18 protein-coding genes and 1 riboswitch are annotated in these 21,866 nt (G+C 33.8%); of the genes, 17 read left to right on the top strand and 1 reads right to left on the bottom strand.

Annotated elements, in window-relative coordinates:
* Nucleotides 1–633: 633 nt before the first annotated feature.
* Nucleotides 634–948 (top strand): MazG-like family protein, encoded by a 315-nt coding sequence (locus GMA11_RS07095; protein ID WP_154632456.1) that lies wholly within the window; start codon nt 634–636, stop codon nt 946–948.
* A 388-nt stretch (nt 949–1,336) separates the two neighbouring features.
* On the opposite strand, the gene GMA11_RS09360 is transcribed toward GMA11_RS07095, so the two are convergent.
* Nucleotides 1,337–1,483 (bottom strand): DUF5960 family protein, encoded by a 147-nt coding sequence (locus GMA11_RS09360; protein ID WP_240328825.1) that lies wholly within the window; start codon nt 1,481–1,483, stop codon nt 1,337–1,339.
* 125 nt (nt 1,484–1,608) lie between these two features.
* On the opposite strand from GMA11_RS09360, the gene GMA11_RS07090 reads away from it, so the two are divergent.
* The 16 genes from GMA11_RS07090 to GMA11_RS09355 all read left to right on the top strand — a co-directional run.
* On the top strand, nt 1,609–1,956 hold the full coding sequence (locus GMA11_RS07090; RefSeq protein WP_163545695.1) for a TetR/AcrR family transcriptional regulator C-terminal domain-containing protein: 348 nt from the start codon (nt 1,609–1,611) through the stop codon (nt 1,954–1,956).
* A gap of 137 nt (nt 1,957–2,093) precedes the next feature.
* The gene (locus tag GMA11_RS07085) at nt 2,094–2,996 is read left to right on the top strand and encodes a nitronate monooxygenase (protein ID WP_370516570.1); all 903 of its coding nucleotides are present in this window, start codon (nt 2,094–2,096) and stop codon (nt 2,994–2,996) included.
* Between the two features lie 422 nt (nt 2,997–3,418).
* Nucleotides 3,419–6,403: an McrB family protein gene (locus GMA11_RS07080; RefSeq protein WP_370516568.1), complete on the top strand. Its 2,985-nt coding sequence runs from the start codon at nt 3,419–3,421 to the stop codon at nt 6,401–6,403.
* A gap of 15 nt (nt 6,404–6,418) precedes the next feature.
* A complete protein-coding gene (locus tag GMA11_RS07075) occupies nt 6,419–7,729 on the top strand; it encodes an McrC family protein (protein ID WP_163545696.1) in 1,311 nt (436 codons plus the stop codon).
* A complete protein-coding gene (locus GMA11_RS09210; RefSeq protein WP_205422869.1) occupies nt 7,726–8,460 on the top strand; it encodes a hypothetical protein in 735 nt (244 codons plus the stop codon). The genes GMA11_RS07075 and GMA11_RS09210 overlap by 4 nt, the downstream gene beginning before the upstream one ends.
* A gap of 453 nt (nt 8,461–8,913) precedes the next feature.
* Nucleotides 8,914–9,690, top strand: coding sequence for a hypothetical protein (locus tag GMA11_RS07065; protein ID WP_163545697.1), 777 nt, complete (start codon nt 8,914–8,916; stop codon nt 9,688–9,690).
* Nucleotides 9,691–10,105: 415 nt separating this feature from the next.
* Complete coding sequence (locus GMA11_RS07060; protein WP_163546485.1) at nt 10,106–14,746, top strand: Cna B-type domain-containing protein; 4,641 nt, start codon at nt 10,106–10,108, stop codon at nt 14,744–14,746.
* A 199-nt stretch (nt 14,747–14,945) separates the two neighbouring features.
* On the top strand, nt 14,946–15,287 hold the full coding sequence (locus GMA11_RS07055; protein ID WP_163545534.1) for a MoaF N-terminal domain-containing protein: 342 nt from the start codon (nt 14,946–14,948) through the stop codon (nt 15,285–15,287).
* Nucleotides 15,288–15,290: 3 nt separating this feature from the next.
* Nucleotides 15,291–15,710 carry an Rrf2 family transcriptional regulator gene (locus GMA11_RS07050; protein ID WP_163545535.1) on the top strand — a complete coding sequence of 140 codons (420 nt, stop codon included), beginning with the start codon at nt 15,291–15,293 and terminating at the stop codon, nt 15,708–15,710.
* A 72-nt stretch (nt 15,711–15,782) separates the two neighbouring features.
* Nucleotides 15,783–16,160 carry a RidA family protein gene (locus GMA11_RS07045; protein WP_163545536.1) on the top strand — a complete coding sequence of 126 codons (378 nt, stop codon included), beginning with the start codon at nt 15,783–15,785 and terminating at the stop codon, nt 16,158–16,160.
* A gap of 112 nt (nt 16,161–16,272) precedes the next feature.
* Nucleotides 16,273–16,431 carry a hypothetical protein gene (locus tag GMA11_RS07040; protein WP_163545537.1) on the top strand — a complete coding sequence of 53 codons (159 nt, stop codon included), beginning with the start codon at nt 16,273–16,275 and terminating at the stop codon, nt 16,429–16,431.
* 88 nt (nt 16,432–16,519) lie between these two features.
* Nucleotides 16,520–16,708 (top strand): hypothetical protein, encoded by a 189-nt coding sequence (locus tag GMA11_RS07035; RefSeq protein ID WP_163545538.1) that lies wholly within the window; start codon nt 16,520–16,522, stop codon nt 16,706–16,708.
* Nucleotides 16,709–16,758: 50 nt separating this feature from the next.
* Nucleotides 16,759–16,956, top strand: a complete 198-nt coding sequence (locus tag GMA11_RS09205) for a hypothetical protein (RefSeq protein ID WP_205422857.1) — start codon at nt 16,759–16,761, stop codon at nt 16,954–16,956.
* A 38-nt stretch (nt 16,957–16,994) separates the two neighbouring features.
* Nucleotides 16,995–17,171, top strand: coding sequence for a hypothetical protein (locus GMA11_RS09200; RefSeq protein ID WP_205422858.1), 177 nt, complete (start codon nt 16,995–16,997; stop codon nt 17,169–17,171).
* Nucleotides 17,172–17,263: 92 nt separating this feature from the next.
* A riboswitch (NiCo riboswitch) is annotated at nt 17,264–17,383 on the top strand.
* Nucleotides 17,384–17,441: 58 nt separating this feature from the next.
* The gene (locus GMA11_RS07025; RefSeq protein WP_163545539.1) at nt 17,442–19,274 is read left to right on the top strand and encodes a heavy metal translocating P-type ATPase; all 1,833 of its coding nucleotides are present in this window, start codon (nt 17,442–17,444) and stop codon (nt 19,272–19,274) included.
* Between the two features lie 752 nt (nt 19,275–20,026).
* A partial coding sequence (locus GMA11_RS09355; protein WP_240332487.1) for a YSIRK-type signal peptide-containing protein occupies nt 20,027–21,866 on the top strand: 1,840 nt, incomplete at its 3' end.

The raw sequence follows: 21,866 nt of genomic DNA, 5'->3' as shown, positions 1-21,866 counted from the left end.
TTATGATATAATAAAATGGAGTGGTATATTCTTTTGAACCTACAAGTTAGTGTTCGAACATACCTGTACGATCAGTTCATGTGGAGTGCGTAGCTCTGCTCGTAAAATCTTAGAATCCTTTGAACGAAAGGGATAGTAAAACGCCTTGACATCAAGGTGTTTTGTCGTATGGTGGGTAAGTATCAGAGTGAGAGTTGAAGTTGAAGTGGTGGGATTGAAAGCTTGATGGTAGAATTATTTATTCCCATAAACCCTAGTGGGTACGGGTTTGTTTCCATAGACAAGGGGCTTATGGGAATAAATGTACCCCCCTGTTTTTATAAATGAAACTCTAGAAAGGTTTGGTCTAGAGAAGTGTGAGAACTGTTTTTGATACAATTTTTAAATATGTTAATATATTCAATATATCTAGGGAAGAAAAGCAAAGAGTAGCACTTGCTCGAGGGGTGCTATTGTCTTCTAAATTTTTGTTAGTGGATGAGGTTAATTCAATGATTGACGAACAAACAACTAGGGATATAAGGGGATATCTATCACAACGAAACGTAGGTTTTATAGAGGTAGCACATAAAGTTTCCAAAGAGGACAAAATATTGTATGATAAATTTATAAAAGTTGAAAGGATTGTATAATATGATTACGTCATTAAAAGATTGCCAAAAGAAGATTTTAGAAAATAAAAAAATGAAAGGCTTTAATACTACAGATATTAAATTTGAGTTACTATGTTTATATGGAGAGGTTAATGAATTATTTCAGGCATATTTGAAGGATGATGTTTCAAATATTGCAGAGGAATTAGCAGATGTAGCTATTTTTTTACTTGGTATTTCTGAAATTCTCAATGTAGATCTTGAAACTGCAATCATTGAAAAAATTGTAGTCAATGAAAAAAGAATCTATAATGAAAATGGTTCAAAATTATCCACTCCGGCCAAGAAAGTGTAAAGTAGGTTATTTTCAACTATAGTGGATAGTTAGAAAATACTTTACGTATGAAGTAACCGCATGTAACTATTTTTAGCTACATGCGGTTTTAAAATATTTTCATAAGAATCACAATTAAACAATGATAATATCTCGTCTTCTAAGACATTATAATATAGAAAATGATTAGAAAAGCAGTGTTCAAAATGAAAACACATTATCTGAAAGTTAAATATTTACATTTGTTAGGAGTGGTAGATGAAAAGTAATAAGAAGTTTGGGAGAGAAGCATTTTAGGAACTCGCTGAAAAAGTATGCTTATAGACTAAATAAAATGAAAAATAAGGTATCTTAACAAATCATTAAAAAACTCATATTTTTCAATATTGATACCAAAAGAATCGTTTTTTTAGTTTGTAGAGCAAACAGTCTTTAGGTAGACATATTTTCTGATGAGTTTGTTGTTCTCGATAGGCTCAACGCTGAATAGATAGTAGTGGTTCCGATTGTTCTTGGCATTTTCTTTATTCAGTTTAAGGTATGGTTTTCTAGACATAAGGGATTCCTCTTTTCTTTAGTTCAGTGTAGAACACTTTATAATTTTTGTCTAGTTTAGTGTAACCTATTCAATCTATCTGTGATGAGTTTATTTTTCAGTATATAACTATCTTACATTAAACAGTGAGCCCAAAATATTTTGATATTGATAAGACAGTAACTTATTTTGATGAAATGGCTAAGCAATCTAAATTAATTAAAGTTATTTTTCAGTTAAAATTAGAGGGATATTCTCCTTATCGTATGATGCAAGCACAAATTGAAGAAGAGATTGCGCTCACTTTTTCTCAAAAATATCCTAAAGTTAATAAAGAAAAAATGTCACTTTTTTGCAAACTCTATGCTTCTAGTGTATTATCTACAGTCAGTTGGTGGATTGAAAATTATGAGAGTCATACAGCAGAAGAGGTGGTTGAGATGATAGCTACATCTATGAGTAATGGTTTTGAGCGGATTTTGGTCGACAAATAAAGCGGTTTTGTCTTTAATCACTTTTTTTATTTTGTTACACTAATCACAAATAAAAATAAAGGAGACTTTATATGTCTAATCGTGTTTGTGAAGTACTTAATATTGAAAAGCCTATTATTCAAGGGCCTATGGCTTGAATTTCAACAGCACCATTGGTTGCTGCGGTTTCTAATGCTGGAGGCCTAGGAGTTCTAGGCGTAGGTTTTGCTCCAGATGAGTTTGTTAAAGAACAGGTTGAGGAAACTCGAAAATCGACAGATAAACCGTTTGGTATCAATACAGTTCTTATACCTGAGAACCTTGATCGTTTAACTAAGTTGATTTCTGAAATAAAAACACCAGTTATATATGCAGATACACTGATTAATGTAGATGAACAAATTTGTCTTCATTATTTTAAACTTTGGCATGATGCGGGATGTAAAATAATTTTGAAGGCTTCAACTATTGCTGATGCAATTGCTGCTGAAAAAGGTGGAGCTGATTTGATCATAGTTAAAGGATGGGAAGGTGGAGGTCATACTATAGTTGAAGCCACCACTGTTCTTGTTCCACAAGCTACGGATGTATTGAGTGTGCCAGTTGTTGCATCAGGTGGTATTGCGGATGGACGTGGTTTCGCGGCTGCGATTGCTCTTGGAGCAGAAGGTATTGAAATGGGAACAATCTTTATGGCTGCGGAAGAAGCTTCAGTTCATCCAAATGTTAAAAAAGCTTTAATTAATGCAGGTGATATGTCAACGGTTATTACAGGTTATTCCACAGATGAGCCTTGTTGCCAAATTAAAAATAAACTTTCAGATGAAATGATTGAAATTGAAGCAAATAATACTAAGGAAGTTGCTGCGGAACTTCTTCGTACAGTAGCTGAAAGTTCTCTTAAAAAGGCTATGATTGATGGAGATATGGTGGAAGGTGCAGTAATGGCAGGACAAATTGTACCACTTATCACTGAAATTAAATCTGTCGAATCTATCCTTAGTGAAGTGATTGAGGGTGCTAAGGTTGAACTTGTAAGAGCTAGTCAATTTAAATTTTAATAAAAAAAATCAAGCCTAGTCAGATTCTGAATAGGCTTTTAGTGTATACTGGTGTTCGATGTATTTGTAACTGTATTTCATTCAATAATATAATTTCAAAGCCAAGCTGCCACTTTCGTTCTCTAGTATGGGAAGTTTGCTAGGCACATGTGGAGGCGGTCGTATTACTGTCAAAAATAAGCACATCTAAGTAAGAAAACCTATTGAAATCAAAGGCTTTTCTGAGTTCTATCGCTAAACGAAAGAAATGAATCTGGAAAAGCCTTAGTTTTTATCGATCTTATCAACTACTTGGGGACATATTCAAAACGAATTGGAAATATTACTCATTTGGTTTATAATATAATTTAGTGTTAGTGTGTATTCAGGTAACTAATAATGATACTGAGAATAAATACAGTGTTAATGATGCGGTCTGGATTGTGGCAGCGTTATTAGCAGCGGAACAGTATACGATGAAATCGAGTGCGACACGTGAAGATATATTCTTTAAGAAGTCGGATATAGTAAAGAAAGCTCAATCATTGATAATAAATAAAGTTGATTCTGTTAGAGTGCTATGGTGGGTTAATTCCGATAATGAAAAGCATATACAGAATTATTTGAGAGCGGATTCAACGGTTGATTCTACTTCAAGACGACTTTCAATGATGGATGAGTTTCCTGATAAAATGTATCCTACGGTATTAAGTATGTCAGATAAGTTTGATATAAACGGTCTCCAAATGACAATGGAAGAATTATTTTTCTTTGTTGAGAAGCAGTACCAAGAGGTGATAAAGAAAATGGTAGCAATTGATATCGATTACAAAGGAGTATTGGATTACTTGGGGAATAACCAGGAAGTTCCATATTCAAATCCAGAGGCAGTCGGCGTTGATCCAGTAGAAAAGGATAGACTACTTAAGGTTAAAGAAAAAGGACAGGCAGCGGTTGCTGAAATGAAAAAGATGGCAGCGAGTTGCGAGCAATTGTTCGGCTTGGATAAATGTTTGCCTATTTCTTGGCTGGATGGCTCAAACACGAAGACTAGAAAATATCTCTGGGCGCAGATAAAATATAAGGATTACGCAGCTAATCCTACTAGTATTTCTTTGTTTGTTGAGAAAGACAATGGTATGACAAGATACCGCATTAGTTTGGAAATAAAGAATGATGGCACTGATAAGAAAACGATGGCATTATACCATTCTCATTTAGATATTCCGAAAGAAGATGGAATGGTTTATGTGTCTGGAAGTGACGAGTGGGGAAATCCAGCAATCATTACAGACTCGGTAGATCAGATCAAAGCAAAGATTGATTTAGGTGAAATTCGAAAGGTTCAACTTTGTGTTTATGTTGAGTCAGCAGAGGGTAAAACAAACGAACAATATGACACTGATGTAATGGCCGCAGTAAAGAAGATCATTCCATATTACGAGCATGTCATTGGAAAATTCTCTACACAATCAACTGGCCGTGCATGGCTGTTAACATGGAATCCTGCAAGCTGGAATTGGACAAACTACAAAACATGGTGTAAAGATACAAAGCTTGGAAACAAATTTGTTGAGTCTTGGACTTGTGCAAGTAAGCAACCTACTGTTGGTGATGAGATTTTCTTGATTAAGACAGGTTCTAAACCTAGAGGAATTCTTGCTCATGGATATGTAGTGAAAGGCGCTTATGAAGCAGATCACTACGATCCTGAAAAAGCTGAAGCAGGAGTTAAATCTAATCACATAGATACAGAATATGACTGGATTCAAGATTATGATACAGAATCAATGTTGATGCAGGATGACCTTAAAACTACACTTCCTGACCAGCAGTGGAGTCCAATGGGATCTGGTATCGAGATTAAATCGAGTGTTTTACCAGAATTGAAAAAGATGTGGTTAGAACTAATTGGCAAGAAAGCTGACGACGTTACATACTGGCCAAGTTTAGAAGAATATGATCCGGGAATCACAAAAGAGAAGTGGACCGAATTGCTTAATAATCCGGATGTTACAAATAAAGATAGCCTAAAAATGTTCAAGATGATACTTGAACTGGGTGGGAAATCTACATGTGCTAATCTTGCTGAAATCTATGGAGGTTCAGCTGGTTCATATAATAACTGGGGACGTATCTTTGGTGAGAGAGTACATAGAAAGACGAATTGTCCACTTTGTGTTGATGGAGGTCGTCAGCGCTATTACACAGTTCCGTTTGTTGGGAGATATGTAGTAGAAAAGGGTAAACGTAGATACTCTTGGAAACTTAGAAACGAATTGGGGGAGGCATTAAAGGGAATGGATTTATCTCATATTGATCTTACAACGGAGGAAGAATCAGTAATTGCATACGATAAAAATATGATCCTGTATGGCCCTCCAGGAACAGGTAAAACATACAGCACTGCAATTTACGCTGTGGCTATTTGTGATCAGCTTGATCTGGATAGTGTAAAAGCTATGGATTATGACGAAGTGATGATTCGTTATCGTGAACTGCTGGATACAGGTAGAGTGGCGTTTACTACTTTCCATCAGTCTTATGGATATGAGGAATTTATCGAAGGCATCAAACCAGTATTGAATTTTGGAGATGACATAGGATATACGATTCAAGATGGAGTTTTTAAAGCATTTTGTAAAGGTGTAACTATGCCAGAGAGTAATGAAATTGATCGTAATGCTAAAGTGTCGAAAGTTGTGCTTGAATCTGGTGATTTAGTTCAAAATAATAAGGTGTCATCAAATAAGAATTATGTGTTTATTATCGACGAGATCAATAGAGGAAATATCTCAAAGATTTTTGGTGAATTGATTACGTTGATCGAAGACACTAAGAGAGAAGGAATGGATGAGCAGGCTGCGGCAGTTCTGTCTTATTCAGGAGATCTGTTTAGTGTTCCGTCTAATGTATATATTCTTGGAACAATGAATACTGCAGATCGTTCGATTGCTTTAATGGATACTGCCCTTCGTAGAAGATTTCAGTTTGTTGAGATGATGCCAGATGCGAATGTACTCAGAGATATTAGTGCTGACAAGGTAGATGATCTTGATGTTGTAGAAATGCTTGAAAAGATTAATGAACGTATTACTTTCCTCTATGATAGAGAACATACAATTGGTCATGCGTTCTTTACAAAACTTGCAAAAGATCCAACAATAGAAACCCTAAGGGCAATCTTCGAAAATTCTGTTATTCCGCTTCTTCAGGAATACTTCTATGAAGATTATCAGAAGATCCAGTTGGTCCTTGGTGATAATGGAAAGACAGATCCTTCAACGAAGTTCATTCTTGACGAAGAGGTTAAAGTCAAAAGTATATTCAAGGGCAATGCAGATGATGTTGTTGATCTTCCTGACAAGAAATACACCATCAACAGTGAGGCATTTGATAACCTTGAAAGTTACAAACAGATTATATAAAGCGTGGTGAGATAAATGGATAAATTGCTAGAGGTGAGAGAGTTTGATACTATTACCGGAAATGTTGATTTCGAAAATGATGAAAAATATAAATATCTTGATACAGCGACTTTCCATAACCTTGTGGAATTTATCCATGAATTCTCAGGAGATGAAAAAAATGCTGATGCATTGGATTTTATGCACATTTCTTATAAACGTAATGTTGGTGATATCGTAACTATCAAGAATTATGTAGGTTTGATCCAGATGAATAGCGGTTATCAGATACAGATACTTCCTAAGATTAGCTTTGATTCTGGAGAAGACACTGGTAATAAGGAAACAAAAAGAATATTCCTGAAGATGCTAAAAAGCATGAAGGATTTTCCTAGTAAGGTATTTAATGATTCTAGTTTAAAAGTGGATCGCATGAATCTCTATGAGATTTTTATAAATATGTATCTGCAAGAAGTACGACAGCTGGTTAAGCGTGGCATTAAATCTGCATATGTTGGACAAGAAGATAATCTCAAATTCTATAAAGGGAAACTTCTTACAAGCCAGCACATAAAAACAAACATGGCGCATAGGGAAAGATTCTATGTTGCCTATGATGAATTCCATCCAAATAGATCAGAGAATAAACTTGTCAAAGCGACATTACTTAAATTACAGAAGTTGACAACGAGTACTGAAAACTCAAAAGAGATTAAACAGTTGTTGACAACATTTGAAATGGTGGAACCTTCAACGAATTATACGAAGGATTTTTCACAGGTGAAAATTGATAGAAATACGAAAGACTATGAAATGCTTATGCAGTGGTCTAAGGTATTTCTTATGAATAAATCATTTACAACATTCTCTGGTAAGAATACATCAAGGGCATTGTTATTTCCAATGGAGAGTGTATACGAAAGTTATGTAGTGCAGCAAATAAAGAAGGTGCTAGGACCGGCAGGCTGGGAAGTGTCAAGTCAGGACAAAGGATATTATTTGTTCATGGATCCAAGACGCCAGTTTGCGCTGAGACCAGATATCGTTTGTAAGCGTGGTGATAGAATCGTCATAATGGATACCAAATGGAAAAGCCTCATCAATAGTGAACACGCCAATTATGGTATTTCTCAAAGTGATATGTATCAAATGTATGCTTACTCTAAGAAATATGAAACATCAGAAATCTGGCTTCTCTACCCATTAAATGATGAGATGCGTGATTATTCTGATATAGAATTTGAATCTGGCGATGGAACAACAGTCAGACTGCATTTTGTTGATCTGACACGTATGCCAGAAACGCTGGAAGAATTAAGAGATAAGCTGGAGGTGATTGAGTCATGACAATCGAGGAAAAAGTAATAGAAGTCATCAATGACTATGTCAGCTCAAATGGAACTACATCAAAGATGACGCCGGATCAATTGTACAGTCTTGTGACAGCTACATATCCTATGAACAGGAACAGCTTTTTGCCGGCAGATTATTGCTATAACAGAACTAATGAAGGTATCGATTTTGAAAAACACTCACATCTTTTTGAAAGAACTGATGACGGAAACTATCTTGTTTTAGGTGAAGACTATCTTTATTCTGGACCTGTATATTACAGATGTAGAGGTGAAAAGGAAGATAGTATACGAGGCGTATGGACTAATGGCTCATTTGAAGAAGGTGCTGCAGTTGTAGATACGATAGCACTTCGCCTTAATGACCTGTTTGATGGGATTAAAAATACACTTAAGTTAATTCCGGTAACTGTATCAGCAGAAAAGAATATCGTTTCAGTAGGCATTCTAGAATTGTTGGTATACGGAATTAGTGTCGAGAAAGAAGTGTATAAGATATTCAATGTTACTTCTGACTGGGCACAAAAGACCTCTTATCACTGCGATGAAGCTAAAGATGGCACGTGGTTCTATTATCTGGAAACAATCGATGAGTGTATTGGTGAAGTGAAACGCCTTGTATCATTTGAAATTCAGAAATCTGGACAGGCTAACCATACAAGTGAAGTGAGTCAGATGGTTTCTCCTACGACCTTTGAAAATACATATACACATTTTGTTGAGTAGGCAGATAGAAATGCTGAATCAAAAAAAGCACAAGGTTTAAAGATTCCTTATGTTTTTAAGGAAAGACCGATTTGTGATGGGCAGATTTTAAAGGACAGTATGGCCAAGGTACTTCAAGTGTGACACCTTATATGAATTGGTGGGTGGTATCGATATACTGCCTTTTTGAGAATGGAAATATCATCATGTGTATTGAGGAAGAAAGATATGCTCATTTAAAGAAAATTCAGATCAAACCATTACGATATAGTTTGATTGGTAATAAGAAGGTGAACACTGCGGTGTTCTATGCAGTACATAAAACTTATGTAGATTATGGAGAATTATATGAAAAGTTCCTCCAGGTTTGCGAAGAGATAATGAGGTTAGGTTTAAAGTAAGATCGTTTAGTAGGAGACTTCTTACAATGACTATTTAATATGCGTATACATATCAAGTAAGGAGGACTAATAGATGAATTATAAAGAAACAGGTTTTAGACCGTTTTATCAACACTTTTGTGTATTACCAATAACAAAGACAACGAAGGCTGCTCTTGTTGATTTCCCTGGTGCAAAGAAAGCAAATGGTGTACTTACCTACGGCTACTATGATAGTGAAGATGGATTGACATTAGAAGTAATTGCAGCAGCACAAATAAAGGACGGAAATGCAAGCTTTTGGGAAACATCTAAAGAAACAAGATCCTTTATTAGAGTAGGAGCCGTCGCTGAAGATGATTTCCTTTTCTTTGCAGATGAGGATAGAAGCTTAGCGAATCGTTATGAGGATAAAATCGAGATGCTTCATTATTATGATGCTGATGAAGAAGTTGAAAAAACAAGAGAAATGTCTTTCCTAGATAGTTGTAGACATGAAAATTATATTGACGATATCCTTGTGTATCTGTGTAAGGAGGGCAATCAGCCAGAAGGTTGCTGGACGAGAATTATCGGTCTTGGAGATCATTTCTTTATGGGAATTCTCTTAAACGAGCCAGATCAGGATTTTGGTTATCACGTAAGTAAGATGTTAAATTATGTTATTTCTGTTATTGGTTTATCTGTAGTTATACCATTAGCGATTAGTTTTTCTACAGCAGTTATTAATATGTTTAATTCGAATATTAAGGCAACAGATCATATGCAATTACTTAATAATACTATAGCAGATAAGATAGTTTATATATTAGTAATTGTGTTACTTGCTATTCCAGTTTGGAATAGCAAAATAGAAAAATTGAATAGTTAAAATCAAATACTTGAGTTATAGTTTCAAGTCTTTATTCATATATTTATTATAGAACTTCTTTTTTTGAATACTCACTACAATCACAATAAGATAAAATTTCTATAATCTTTTAACAATATACAGTATTTGCTGCTTTTTTCATAAATTTTAAGACTTATATTATTAAGACCTGATATTTTTAAAACAAACAAAAAATACAGAATAAAATATTCGTTCTACTACATTAACATATTCCCTGAATAACTTCTATTGTTGATACATTTCAAAAAAATGTCAAAATGATGAATTAGACAATAAATTGTAAAGTTTTTCCGAATAAATCCTTGACAAATTACGGATGATTGGTCGTATAATATGTGTAATAATATATTCAAATTTTTATCAAAAAATAAAGTATAAAAGGAGTATGCACAATATGAGTACAAAAAGTTTAAAATGGCATTCAGTATTTGTGATTTTTTTCACTTGCTTGTTTTGTATGAATTTGAAAACGATTTATGCTACAACAGTTACTGTTAATACTCAAGATGAACTTATTCAAGCATTGGAATCAAATAGCGATAATATTCTAATTAATTCTTCTTTCGAAATATCTCGTTCTATTGATTTATCCCAAAAAACAGTTGAAATAACAGCATCTGATGGTGTTGAATTAACAACAAACGGTTTGATAGAGAATATGTTTATCGCTTCTGGTGGACAAGTTACTTTTGAAAATATTCGTCTTAATGGGAATAATCAATCTCGTTTATTTCTTGTTACTAATGGTGCAACATTAACGCTAAAAAATACCATTGTAAAAAAAGGAACGACTCAATTATTTGAAAAGAACATAATAGATACTGTAAATAAACAACGTTATAGTGGTGGAGCTATTTTTGCGGAGCATGCAACATTAAATTTAGAAAATGTTGAATTTATAGAAAATACAACTAAAAAAGATACCCCTGTCGTTGAAAAACCGGGTGATCCTATTTTAGCCCCTCACGGTGGAGCGATTTATGCTGGAACGAGTACGATTAATATTGTAGGTGGACGCTTTAGTCATAACAGATCAGGATCTTCACCAAATGGTTCAAATGGAGAAGGTGGAGCGATCAAACTAGAAGGTGGATCTAAACTTTATATTAATAAAGATGCAGCTTCAACTGATAAAACTACTACGGTATTTGAAGAAAATAGCAATGATGATTGGCAAACAAAAGGTGGATATCAAGGTGGAGCTATTGAAGCAACTGATAGTGAAGTTGTTATTTATGGAACAACATTTAAAGTTGCTGGTCCATTTAATACTGGAGGAGCTATTAAATTTGAAAATGTATCTCATGCTGAAGTTCATCATTCTAATTTTACTTTATTAGAGGGAAAAGGGGAAATTGGTGTTGCAGGTGGAGCAATTACTTCAGAAGGATCACATTTGACAATTTCCAATACAACTATGTCTGTAGGAGATGGCACACGTGTTAAAGAAGCAGGTGGGTTAATCCAAGTTGTTGGAAGTGGAACATTTAATTTAATCGATTCTACTTTAGAAGGTCGTGGAGCATTTTGGAATGCAGGAAAATATACTGCTAAATATGGTGGAGCTATTTCATTTTATACAGGTAGTACCGTTACTGCTAAAATAGAAAATACAACTATTCGTAATTTTATGGCAGATGTATCAGGTGCTGCTATTGCGATTTCAAATCAACGAGATGAAGTATCTGGTGTTGATTTAACTTTGAAAAATACGAGATTGATGAACAACGCAGCTTATACATGGGGAAATTTGTCATATGGTGGTGGCATGTTTATAGGACCAGGTAATACCGTGTTTATGGAATCAGGCTCTATAACTGGCGGCACGGCTTCCAATAATGCGGGTGCTATTTATAATCAAGGTAATTTAACATTAACAGGCGGTGTTAATATATCAAATAATGTAGGTTACCAAATGGTTGGCGGTATCTATAATGCAGGGTATTTAAAAGTAGATAATGCCATTATACAAAACAATACAAAAGGAGATTGGTCTGTTGGCAATTCACACCACTTAAAACAAGGAGAATTAAGTGGCGAAAATATTTACGCTGCAAAAGATGTGATTATCACGCCAAATGCAACCATTCAAGGTGGAGATGTTCGTGTTTTAGACGGGCAATCTTCGATTATTTTAACGGGTGCATTAACGAAACCGATTAATGTTTCTATTAGTGAAACACCTAAATTGATAGCTACCGGTATTGCTACGGGATATATTGAAAATGCCAATCGTCACGTTGGTTATGTTGTTGCTAGAGGGGCGAATAATAATGAATTTGCAAATGAAAAATTAAATACAAATGCTTATGAAGCGACTAGTGAAGATGCTAAGTTATTACATTATGTAAGTAAAGACACTACTCAACCGATTGCACCACTTTCAGATCATACAAGTGTTGGAATGTGGGATTTTGTATTAAACCCAATGACTAAGCAAGTTGTTTTAGGACAACGTGCTAAAATGATTTATCATGCAAATGGCGGAACTTTTGATTCAGGGACGGAAAAAGAGTTTTTATATACAATATATAGTTCAACTGATCCTTGGACAGATATTCCACAATTAAAATTATTGGATGACACTTCTCAACCGACACGTCCAACGTATGCTTTAGTCGGTTGGTATAATCATCATGCAGATGGCACAGAAGATAATAATCCAATAACAGATGCAGAAATAGTAGCAAATAGAGATGCCAATCCATTCGATTTTTCATTACGATTTGCATCTGGAACAACACCGATTACCAATATTATCACTCCAAATGTATTGCATGCGTATGCAGGATGGGAAAAACAGATACAAGTTCAAGTTACAAAACAATGGGCTAGTCGTGTTAAAGAAACGAGTGTTACTGTTCAATTGTATAAAAATGGTAATCCAGAAGGAAACCCTGTTCAATTAACAGAAAATGGAAATTGGACATATACATTTATGAAGCTTCCAAAATATAAATCGGAAAATTTAGAAAATGTATACACAGTGAAAGAAGTTGGGGAAGAGAACAATCGAGTAACAGTAGGTGACCATACATATACTGTTAATGTGGAAGGAAATCAAGAAAATGGCTATACGATAACCAATACGTATGTACCAGGAAAAACGGAGTACACTGTAAACAAAGTCTGGGTGAATGGACCAACAGAAAAACCAACGATTTCAGTACAGTTGTATCAAAATGGAGCAGTTTATGGTAAAGCCGTAGAATTGACTTCAGGTACAACAAGCCATACATGGCGTGATTTACCAGCAACAGATAATAGTGGAGTAGCTTACACCTATACAGTAGATGAAGTTAACGTTCCTGCAGGGTATGAAAAAGCAGTTGTAGATAATACTATCACGAATACGTATGTACCAGGAAAAACGGAATACACTGTAAACAAAGTCTGGGTGAATGGACCAACAGAAAAACCAACGATTTCAGTACAGTTGTATCAAAATGGAGCAGTTTATGGTAAAGCCGTAGAATTGACTTCAGGTACAACGAACCATACATGGCAAGACTTACCAGCAACAGACAGTAGTGGAGTAGCTTACACCTATACAGTAGATGAAGTCAACGTTCCTGCAGGGTATGAAAAAACAGTTGTAGATAATACCATCACGAATACGTATGTACCAGGAAAAACGGAATACACTGTAAACAAAGTCTGGGTGAATGGACCAACAGAAAAACCAACGATTTCAGTACAGTTGTATCAAAATGGAGTCGTTTATGGTGAAGTCGTAGAATTGACTTCAGGTACAACAAGCCATACATGGCGAGACTTACCAGCAACAGATAATAGTGGAGTAGCTTACACCTATACAGTAGATGAAGTGAATGTTCCAGAAAACTATACGAAAACCATTTTAGGTAATACGATTACAAATACGTATGTACCAGAGAAAACAAGAGTTAGTGTTACAAAAGTGTGGCGTGGAAATGTCAGCGAAAATAGTGTACAAGTACAGTTATATAAAAATGGAGAAGCAATGGGTACTCCTGTCACCTTAAACGAATCTAATCAATGGAAATATGAGTTTACAGATTTGTTCGTTGTAGACACTCCGGAACAAGTAACACCAAATGTATACACAGTGAAAGAAATTGGTGAAGCTAACAATCGAGTGACAGTAGGAGACCACACATATACGGTTAATACAGAAGGAACGCAAGCAAATGGCTATACGATAATAAATACCTATGTTGAGCCAATCAAACCAACACCACTACAACCAGGTAAAACAACTGTAAGTGTCACAAAAGTGTGGCGTGGAAACGTCAGCGAAAATAGTGTACAAGTACAGTTATATAAAAATGGAGAAGTAATGGGTGCTCCTGTTACCTTAAACGAATCTAATCAATGGAAATATGAGTTTACAGATTTATTAGTCGTAGATACTCCAGAACAACCAACACCGAATATCTATACTGTGAAAGAAATTGGGGAAGCTAACAATCGAGTAACAGTAGGAGACCACACATATACGGTTAATACAGAAGGAACGCAAGCAAATGGTTATACAATAACCAATACCTATGTCGAGCCAATCAAACCAACACCACTACAACCAGGAACAACAAGTGTGAGTGTCACAAAAGTATGGGTCGGAAAAGTAAGTGAAAGTAGTGTACAAGTACAGTTATATAAAAATGGAGAAGCAATAGGTGCTCCTGTTACCTTAAACGAATCTAATCAATGGAAACATGATTTTACAAATTTATTAGTCGTAGATACTCCAGAACAAGCAACACCGAATATCTATACCGTGAAAGAAGTTGGTGAAGCGAACAATCGAGTAACAAAAGGAGCCAACACATATACCGTTAATGTCGAAGGAACTCAAAAAAATGGTTATACAATAACCAATACATATGTTGAACCAATAGTACCTACTAATTCTTCTAATTTAAGTAAAGTATTGATAGAAGAAAATAAAAATTCTATTTTGCCAAAAACAGGAACTATAGATTCTTCTATTTACTCATTAGTTCTATTTGTTATTGCTGGAGTAGTATACTCATTTAGAAATAAAAAAGAATAAGTGATTTTATCAGCCGATAATGAGGAATGTTCTTCGTTATCGGTTTTTTATTTTTAAATTTTAGTATAACATAATTTTATTTGTGTGATTTAATCAAAAATAAAAAAGAACTTTATGAAAAATAATTCTTTTTATTATTATTTTATAACTTACATGTTAAAATACATGTAAGTTATAAAATAACAAAAGGAGAAATATAATGACACTATTTGAAATGTTAAAAGGAAAGAAATTAGATGTACAGTACGAGACAGGGTTTCACTTCATTATGGAATACTTAGAAGAAGGTAAGTTAAAATGGACATCTGTGGGTGAGGTTGAGGACGGTGGTCCTTCAGAGGAAGTAGATCCTTATGAAGCCATTGAATTGGAAAGTGGGAAATATTTTATTAACTGGATTGAAGAAAGTGGTATGACAATATCTCAATTATTAGATTTGAATAATAACGAAGTGATTGCATTTCTAACGTGGGAAGACAATAGTGTTCGTGGAGGTAGAGATACACTTCTGCAAAAAGGTTATGTGACGATTGTAGGTTAAAACATGAAACATTCACATAAATTATCTGATGCTATTCACATACTTTTGTATATAGAAGTATTTTGTGAAGATAAACGTATCACAAGTACAGATATTGCTGAAAGTATCAATACAAATCCAGCATTAGTAAGACAAATTATGTCTCAATTAAAAAAAGCAAATTTGATTGAAACAAAACAAGGTAGTGCTAAACCGAGACTTTTAAAATCTTCTAAAGACATCACATTATTTGATATTTTTCAAGCAATTCATGAAGAATCATTACTTGAAATTGATAAAAATACGAATAAAGAGTGTCCGTTGGGTAATACAATTCAAACAGTCCTTACGAGTACTTATAGAGAAATAGAAAATAGTGCCTTCAATAAGATGAAAGAGATTTTTTTAATTGACTTGAAAAATGCGATAGATAAATTGATATAATTATTCGTAAAGTTGCTATCATCATGTGTTGATGATATATTAAATGAACAAAACTGATGATGGAGGTATTATATGAAAAAAATAGAAAGTGCTAAAGCACCGGCAGCTATTGGTCCTTATTCTCAAGCAATACAAGTAGGAAACACTGTCTATGTTTCTGGTCAACTACCAATTTGTGTTGAAACAGGTGAATTTGCAGGTAGTACGATTGAGGAACAAACAAAACAATCATTAGAAAATATCCAGTTTATTTTAAGTGAGGCAGGATTAACGATGAAAAATGTTGTGAAAACAACTGTTTTATTAAAAGATATTGCTGATTTTACAAAAATGAATGATGTATATGCAAGTTATTTTTCAGCACCGTTTCCTGCAAGAGCCGCTTATCAAGTGGCAGCTTTACCAAAGGATGCTCTAATAGAAATAGAAGTCATTGCTGTTGTGGGATAGACATCAGGGATAAACCAATGTTGGTTTGTCCTTGATTTAATCAGATTTTTAACATGAAAGCATTCGTATTTTTATAGGCTTGCGGTATAATAAAAGGTAAAGGAGGGGTAGAATGAAAGTCTATCGTATCAGTCCATTTGCTTTAATTTGGCAATTTGTAGCGACTGTCATTGGTATAGGTATTGTTTATTTTATTCTCGATTATTTTTTAGTTTTAAAACCGCTATCTTATTCAGTGGTATTTTATTTCTTCTTATTTTTGTTTCATTAGTAAGGCAGATAAATATGAAGATTGCGATTGATGATACGAGTTTTTGTATTTTTGAGAAAGGTCAAAAAAGTGCTATGCCTTTGATAGTGTGTCACTATATGCAAAAAAAGAGGATAGTCATTTGACACTTTATGTAAACGATGCCGGTCATCAAGAAGAATTTGATTTAACATTATTTGGAAATTTTAAATATTATCAACTTCTTGATGATCTTCGGATAACTGGTGAAAAAAGTTCTGTGACACATCTAAATGTGTTAAAAGAGATTAAAAAATAAAAAAGAAAGGAGGAAATATTATAGAAGAATTTATTAACGATTTTTTCTCAATGGGTCCAATGGCATATGTTTTTATAGGAATTGTGATTTTAGGATGTATTCTAAGTGTTGTATCTTATAAAATGAATAAAAGTTCTAAACAAAAATGGCTATCTCAGCATCCAGGAGCGGTAAAAATTTCTTTTAATAGAGGAAATCAAATTATTACGCAAAAAGATTTTTATGTACATGTGTTAGTGGTGAAGTAGCAATCTTTTTTGAGAGTGGTCAATATTTAATTTATGCTATGCCGAGAACAGTTGTGCTTGAAGTGACTTACTCATACACAAGACCTGGTGTGATTTATAAAAATGTCACAACAACAAGGGGGTCTTCTAAAGTATCATTAACTGTTGAGAGTGGAAAAGCATATCTTTTATCATTTGATAAAAAAGAAGAACAATTTATTTTATCTGAAGAATAAAAAAGAACAAAATTTTTGGTAAAAAAGTGAATTTTTTCTCAAACTTTTCTTGACAAAATATGTCATTTCTTTTATTATATATGTATAGAAATAAATTATTTTTTGAACAAGCAGTAAAGAGCAGTAATGGCTCTTTACGTAGCCGGGTCTATAAGTGTTTAGACAGCAGAAAAATGTTTAGTAAATGAACTGAGCATATCTGTGAGACAGTACGAACTGTCCACGGGTATGCTCTTTTTTGTATTATCAAATAAAAAGGAGAGGAAAAATATGTTTGATTTACTAAAAACAAAGGAAGGAAAACTATTTGTGGCAGGGAGTATTAGTCTAGGTATCGGTTTATTATGTGAGCAGATACAGCTATCAGGAAGTCCGTTGTGGTTATGTCTTGCTAGCGTATTATTAGGGTATGAAATTGTCAAAGATGTTATTTCTGATATTGTTGAAGAGCATAGATTAAATGTTGATTTTCTAATGATATTATCGGCATGTGGTGCCATCTCTATTGGGTATTTTAGCGAAGCGGCTATTTTATTATTTATTTTTTCTGGTTCAGAAATGTTAGAGGATTATGTGTATCAAAAATCAATGAAAACAATGGAATCGTTAATGACACATATTCCAAAACAAGCAATGGTTTTAAAGGAAGATGATACGACAGAAATTGTAGATATTGATCAGATTGATATTGGACAAACATTGATTGTTAAAAAAGGAGAGCAAATTGCTTTGGATGGAACAGCTTCTAAAGTGATGCTCGTGAATGAAAGTGTATTAACGGGAGAGAGCATTCCTGTATATAAAGAAATTGGTGATGATGTATTTGCTGGAACAATCAATATTGGAGATACGAGTGTTTACGTCGCAACAAAAACAAGTCATGATAGTGTATTTTCACATATTGTATCCTTAGTTAAAACAGCTAATAATAGTAAAAGTCATTTAGATAAACGTATTCATCAAATACAAAAAACGTATGTGCTAGGTGTATTGATAACAGTTGTATTCTTTATTACTTATTTAATGTGTATCCAAGGATTGAGTTTTACAGACGCCTTTTATCGAGGTATGATTTTATTGACTGTCGCAAGTCCATGTGCGCTTATTGCATCAATGACTCCAGCTATGCTCAGTGCGATGAGTTTTGGTGCTAAAAATGGTATTTTAATCAAAAATGGGAATGCATTGGAAAAAATGATGCGTATGACGACTTTATTTAGTGATAAAACGGGAACATTAACAACAGGTCAATTTCGAGTACATCATTATCATTTGGATAAACCAGAGGTTTTACCACTTGTGCTGTCTATGGAAAGTCAGTCATCACATCCATTGGCAAAGTCAATTATGACTTATTTTAAAGATGTGTCTTATCCGACATTACCACAAGATGTAGTCATTCAAGAGATTGCAGGTTGTGGTTTACAAATGAATCAACTATCTATTGGTAATAAGCGTTTTATGCGTGATTGTACAGATACACATCATTATTTAGAAAAAGAAAGTCAAGGAACATTATTATTTGTTTCAGAAAATAACGAAGTCATTGGTTATTTTGAGTTGGTTGATGCAGTACGAAAAGATGCTCAAGAAATGGTAGAGGTATTTAAAACACATCTTGTAGATGTTGTTATGCTTACTGGAGATAGAGAGCACGCTGCAAAAAGTGTTGCGAATACATTAGGATTACCTAAGTTTTATGCAGAGTGTTTGCCGGAGGATAAAGTAACATATATGCAACAATATAAACATGATGAGAAAGTTGTAGGTATGATTGGAGATGGAATCAACGATGCTCCAATTTTAGCTCATGCAGATGTTAGCATTGCAATGGGGAGTGGTACCGATATTGCCATGGATGTTAGTGATGTTATCATTACACAAAATCACTTATCAAAAATTGCTTTATTGTATGAACTGAGTCAAAAGTATGGGCGTATTACAAGAGTCAATATTGCTTTTGCAATTAGTGTGATTTTAGTACTTATTTTATTAAATATGCTTGGTATTCTAGATTTAACGAAAGGTGTTTTTTTCCATGAAATGTCAACGATACTCGTCATTTTAAATGGATTACGTCTACTAGGTTTTCAGAAAAAATAAGATAGATATGGTTTTTTCAAGTGTATGAAAACGTATATTTATAAAATGGAAAGATAGACTAAATTGATTTTTGATAAACTTATAAAAAAGTATATAAATCTAAGAAAGTATCCGACGTAAACATTTGTTTACGTCGGATACTTTTGTTTAAAACTTATTTTTATTTGAAAAAGTAAGTGAAATAATATTAAAAAAATCCTAAAAAACTAGACATTTTTGTACAAATGTTTATAATGGAATAATGGGGGTGGGTATGTATACCGTTAGCCTTTCTAATTCACAAAATAAAAAGAGTTTTATGAAAATAAACACATGAAAATAATATATCTATTTTTCATATTTTCTCATTTTGCTTGTCCGTAAAAGTCTACTTAAATGGACAAACACATATTATTCACTAAAGAAAGGAGTGTACAGTTTTTGATGTTTCTTAAACTGACTGTTGGACTTATAAATACACTATATAAAGTATTTGTAAAAAAGTATGAGAATAATGATGAAAAAAGATTTTATGTGCAAATGAATAACAAAATTTATTTTTTATAAAGGCTGAATATTAATTTGTAGAAATGAGAAACACTGGTTGTAACACTGAAAGATAGATTGATTAGACGGATTATTCTTTATAGTCGTCAATGTTCAAGACGGTATTGGAGATACTCATCAAAAAAGAAACACAGAAACAATATATTCATAAAGAAGTGTTATGACAAAAAGAAAAACATAAAATATGATAATTATTAGGAGGTTATATGATTTTTAATAAGCGACAAAGATTTTCTATTCGTAAATTAACAGTTGGAACGTGTTCTGTTTTATTAGGGACATCGTTATTTGCAGTAGGAGATTCAATCAACAATAATGTGCTTGTTGCACATGCAGAAACACCAACGCTTGATACAGGAGGTGCATTAACTATTGGACGTTTTAGTAATAATGGTGATTATTACTATGTACAAGCATCGGGACGTGCAGATGCTAATCCAAAATACAGTGGTCTTATCTATGAAGTAGATGTAAAAAATAAATCTGTGACACCAATTTCACAAGATAAAATGTCAAATGGTCAAAATGTTTACGACCATTTAAAAGAACAAGCTGCTAAACAAGGTTTTTCAGCTGGAACAGATAATTTACGTTTTAATGGTTTAGGTATTTCTCAAGATGGACGATATGCTTATATGATCGGATTTATGGGTGATATCAATACAATGATCAATGGGCAGGCAAATCCAAATAGAACAAATATTGTTGGGGTATATCGCTATGATATTACTAAACACTATTGGGAATTTGTCAGCGATGCGTCTACCTGGGCAGATAAAGCGATTATGCGAACAAATTCATGGACAGCCGGTGCTGTCAATCCAGTAGATGGTAAATATTATTTTGGGATGCACACACGTGATTATGATCCATCTTTTAATAAAGTACAACCTGGAACAGAAGATGAATTTAAAAAAGCAACAAGAGACCATACATTTGATATTTATTTCCGTTTCTGGTCTTATGATCCAGCAACACAAAAAGTAGAACCAGTTGGATATGTTGATTCAACGCTTTTTAAAAGCAACTTATTTGACACTTTTGAACGCTTTTTCAGAGCTGGAAGTTGGGCTGTAGGTAGTGATATTTCCTTTGATAGTGAAGGGAATATGAGTTTATTATTGAATCAATTCAATACACCAGATTATTACATTTTAACAGTAAAAGCTGATCAAGTGGAAAAAGGTGCAGCTACACAAGATAATTACACAAAATTAGAAAGCTACTTATCTAAACGAGTACGTATTGTAGATGCAACATCTGGTGATAGTACAGGTGCAAATGATGCAACGTGGGCAATCGGAGGTATTGGTTTAACATCTGATGGTAAAATTTTTGCCAATAGTGGACGTCAAGTTGCTGTTGTGAATCCGGATAATGCAGCAGGTGAATATTTCTATAATCATAGCACAGATCCGTATTGGGGGGATGGTGCGTCTATTCCAATATTAACGGTAAAAGGAAATGTATATCGTGAATATTATATTGCTAATACAGAAGAAAAATTAGCTGGAGATATTGGAACGGTTGTTAATAATGAATTTATCGCTATTCTACCTGCACAAGTGACTATGGGTAGAGAGGATGTTGTAACAAATGAATTACTTTATACTCCATATACATCAACAGATGTTCCAGAATTTATTCGTTCAGTAGAAGGTAAAGTATATCGCTTAGTGAGAGAAAATGGTGTGCCTAAATTAAAAGATGGCTCAGCACCAGAATCTGGTAATGTCACAAAAACCGACCAAGTGATTAAATATCAATATGTGCTAGATGAAACGATTGATACACCACAAATTGCAACAATTAAATATGTTGATGAATTAGATAATGTTGTAGCACCACAATCATCTGTTGTTGGAAATACAGGTGCTGAGATTATGTATGACACAACACCAATGATTAATGTTTTAAAACAAAAAGGATATGAATTGGTAACAGATGGTTTTAAAGATCGTCCAACAGAAGACACAAATTATGATAAAATTCCAGATAAATTAGGAGAGGAAGGACAAGTCTTTAAGGTTGTTGTAAGACCTAAAG

It is taken from the genome of Granulicatella sp. zg-ZJ (assembly GCF_010892355.1).
Taxonomy (GTDB): Bacteria; Bacillota; Bacilli; order Lactobacillales; family Aerococcaceae; genus WM01.
Note: the sequence above shows the minus strand (reverse complement) of the source record. Positions and strands in the feature narration are given on the sequence as shown.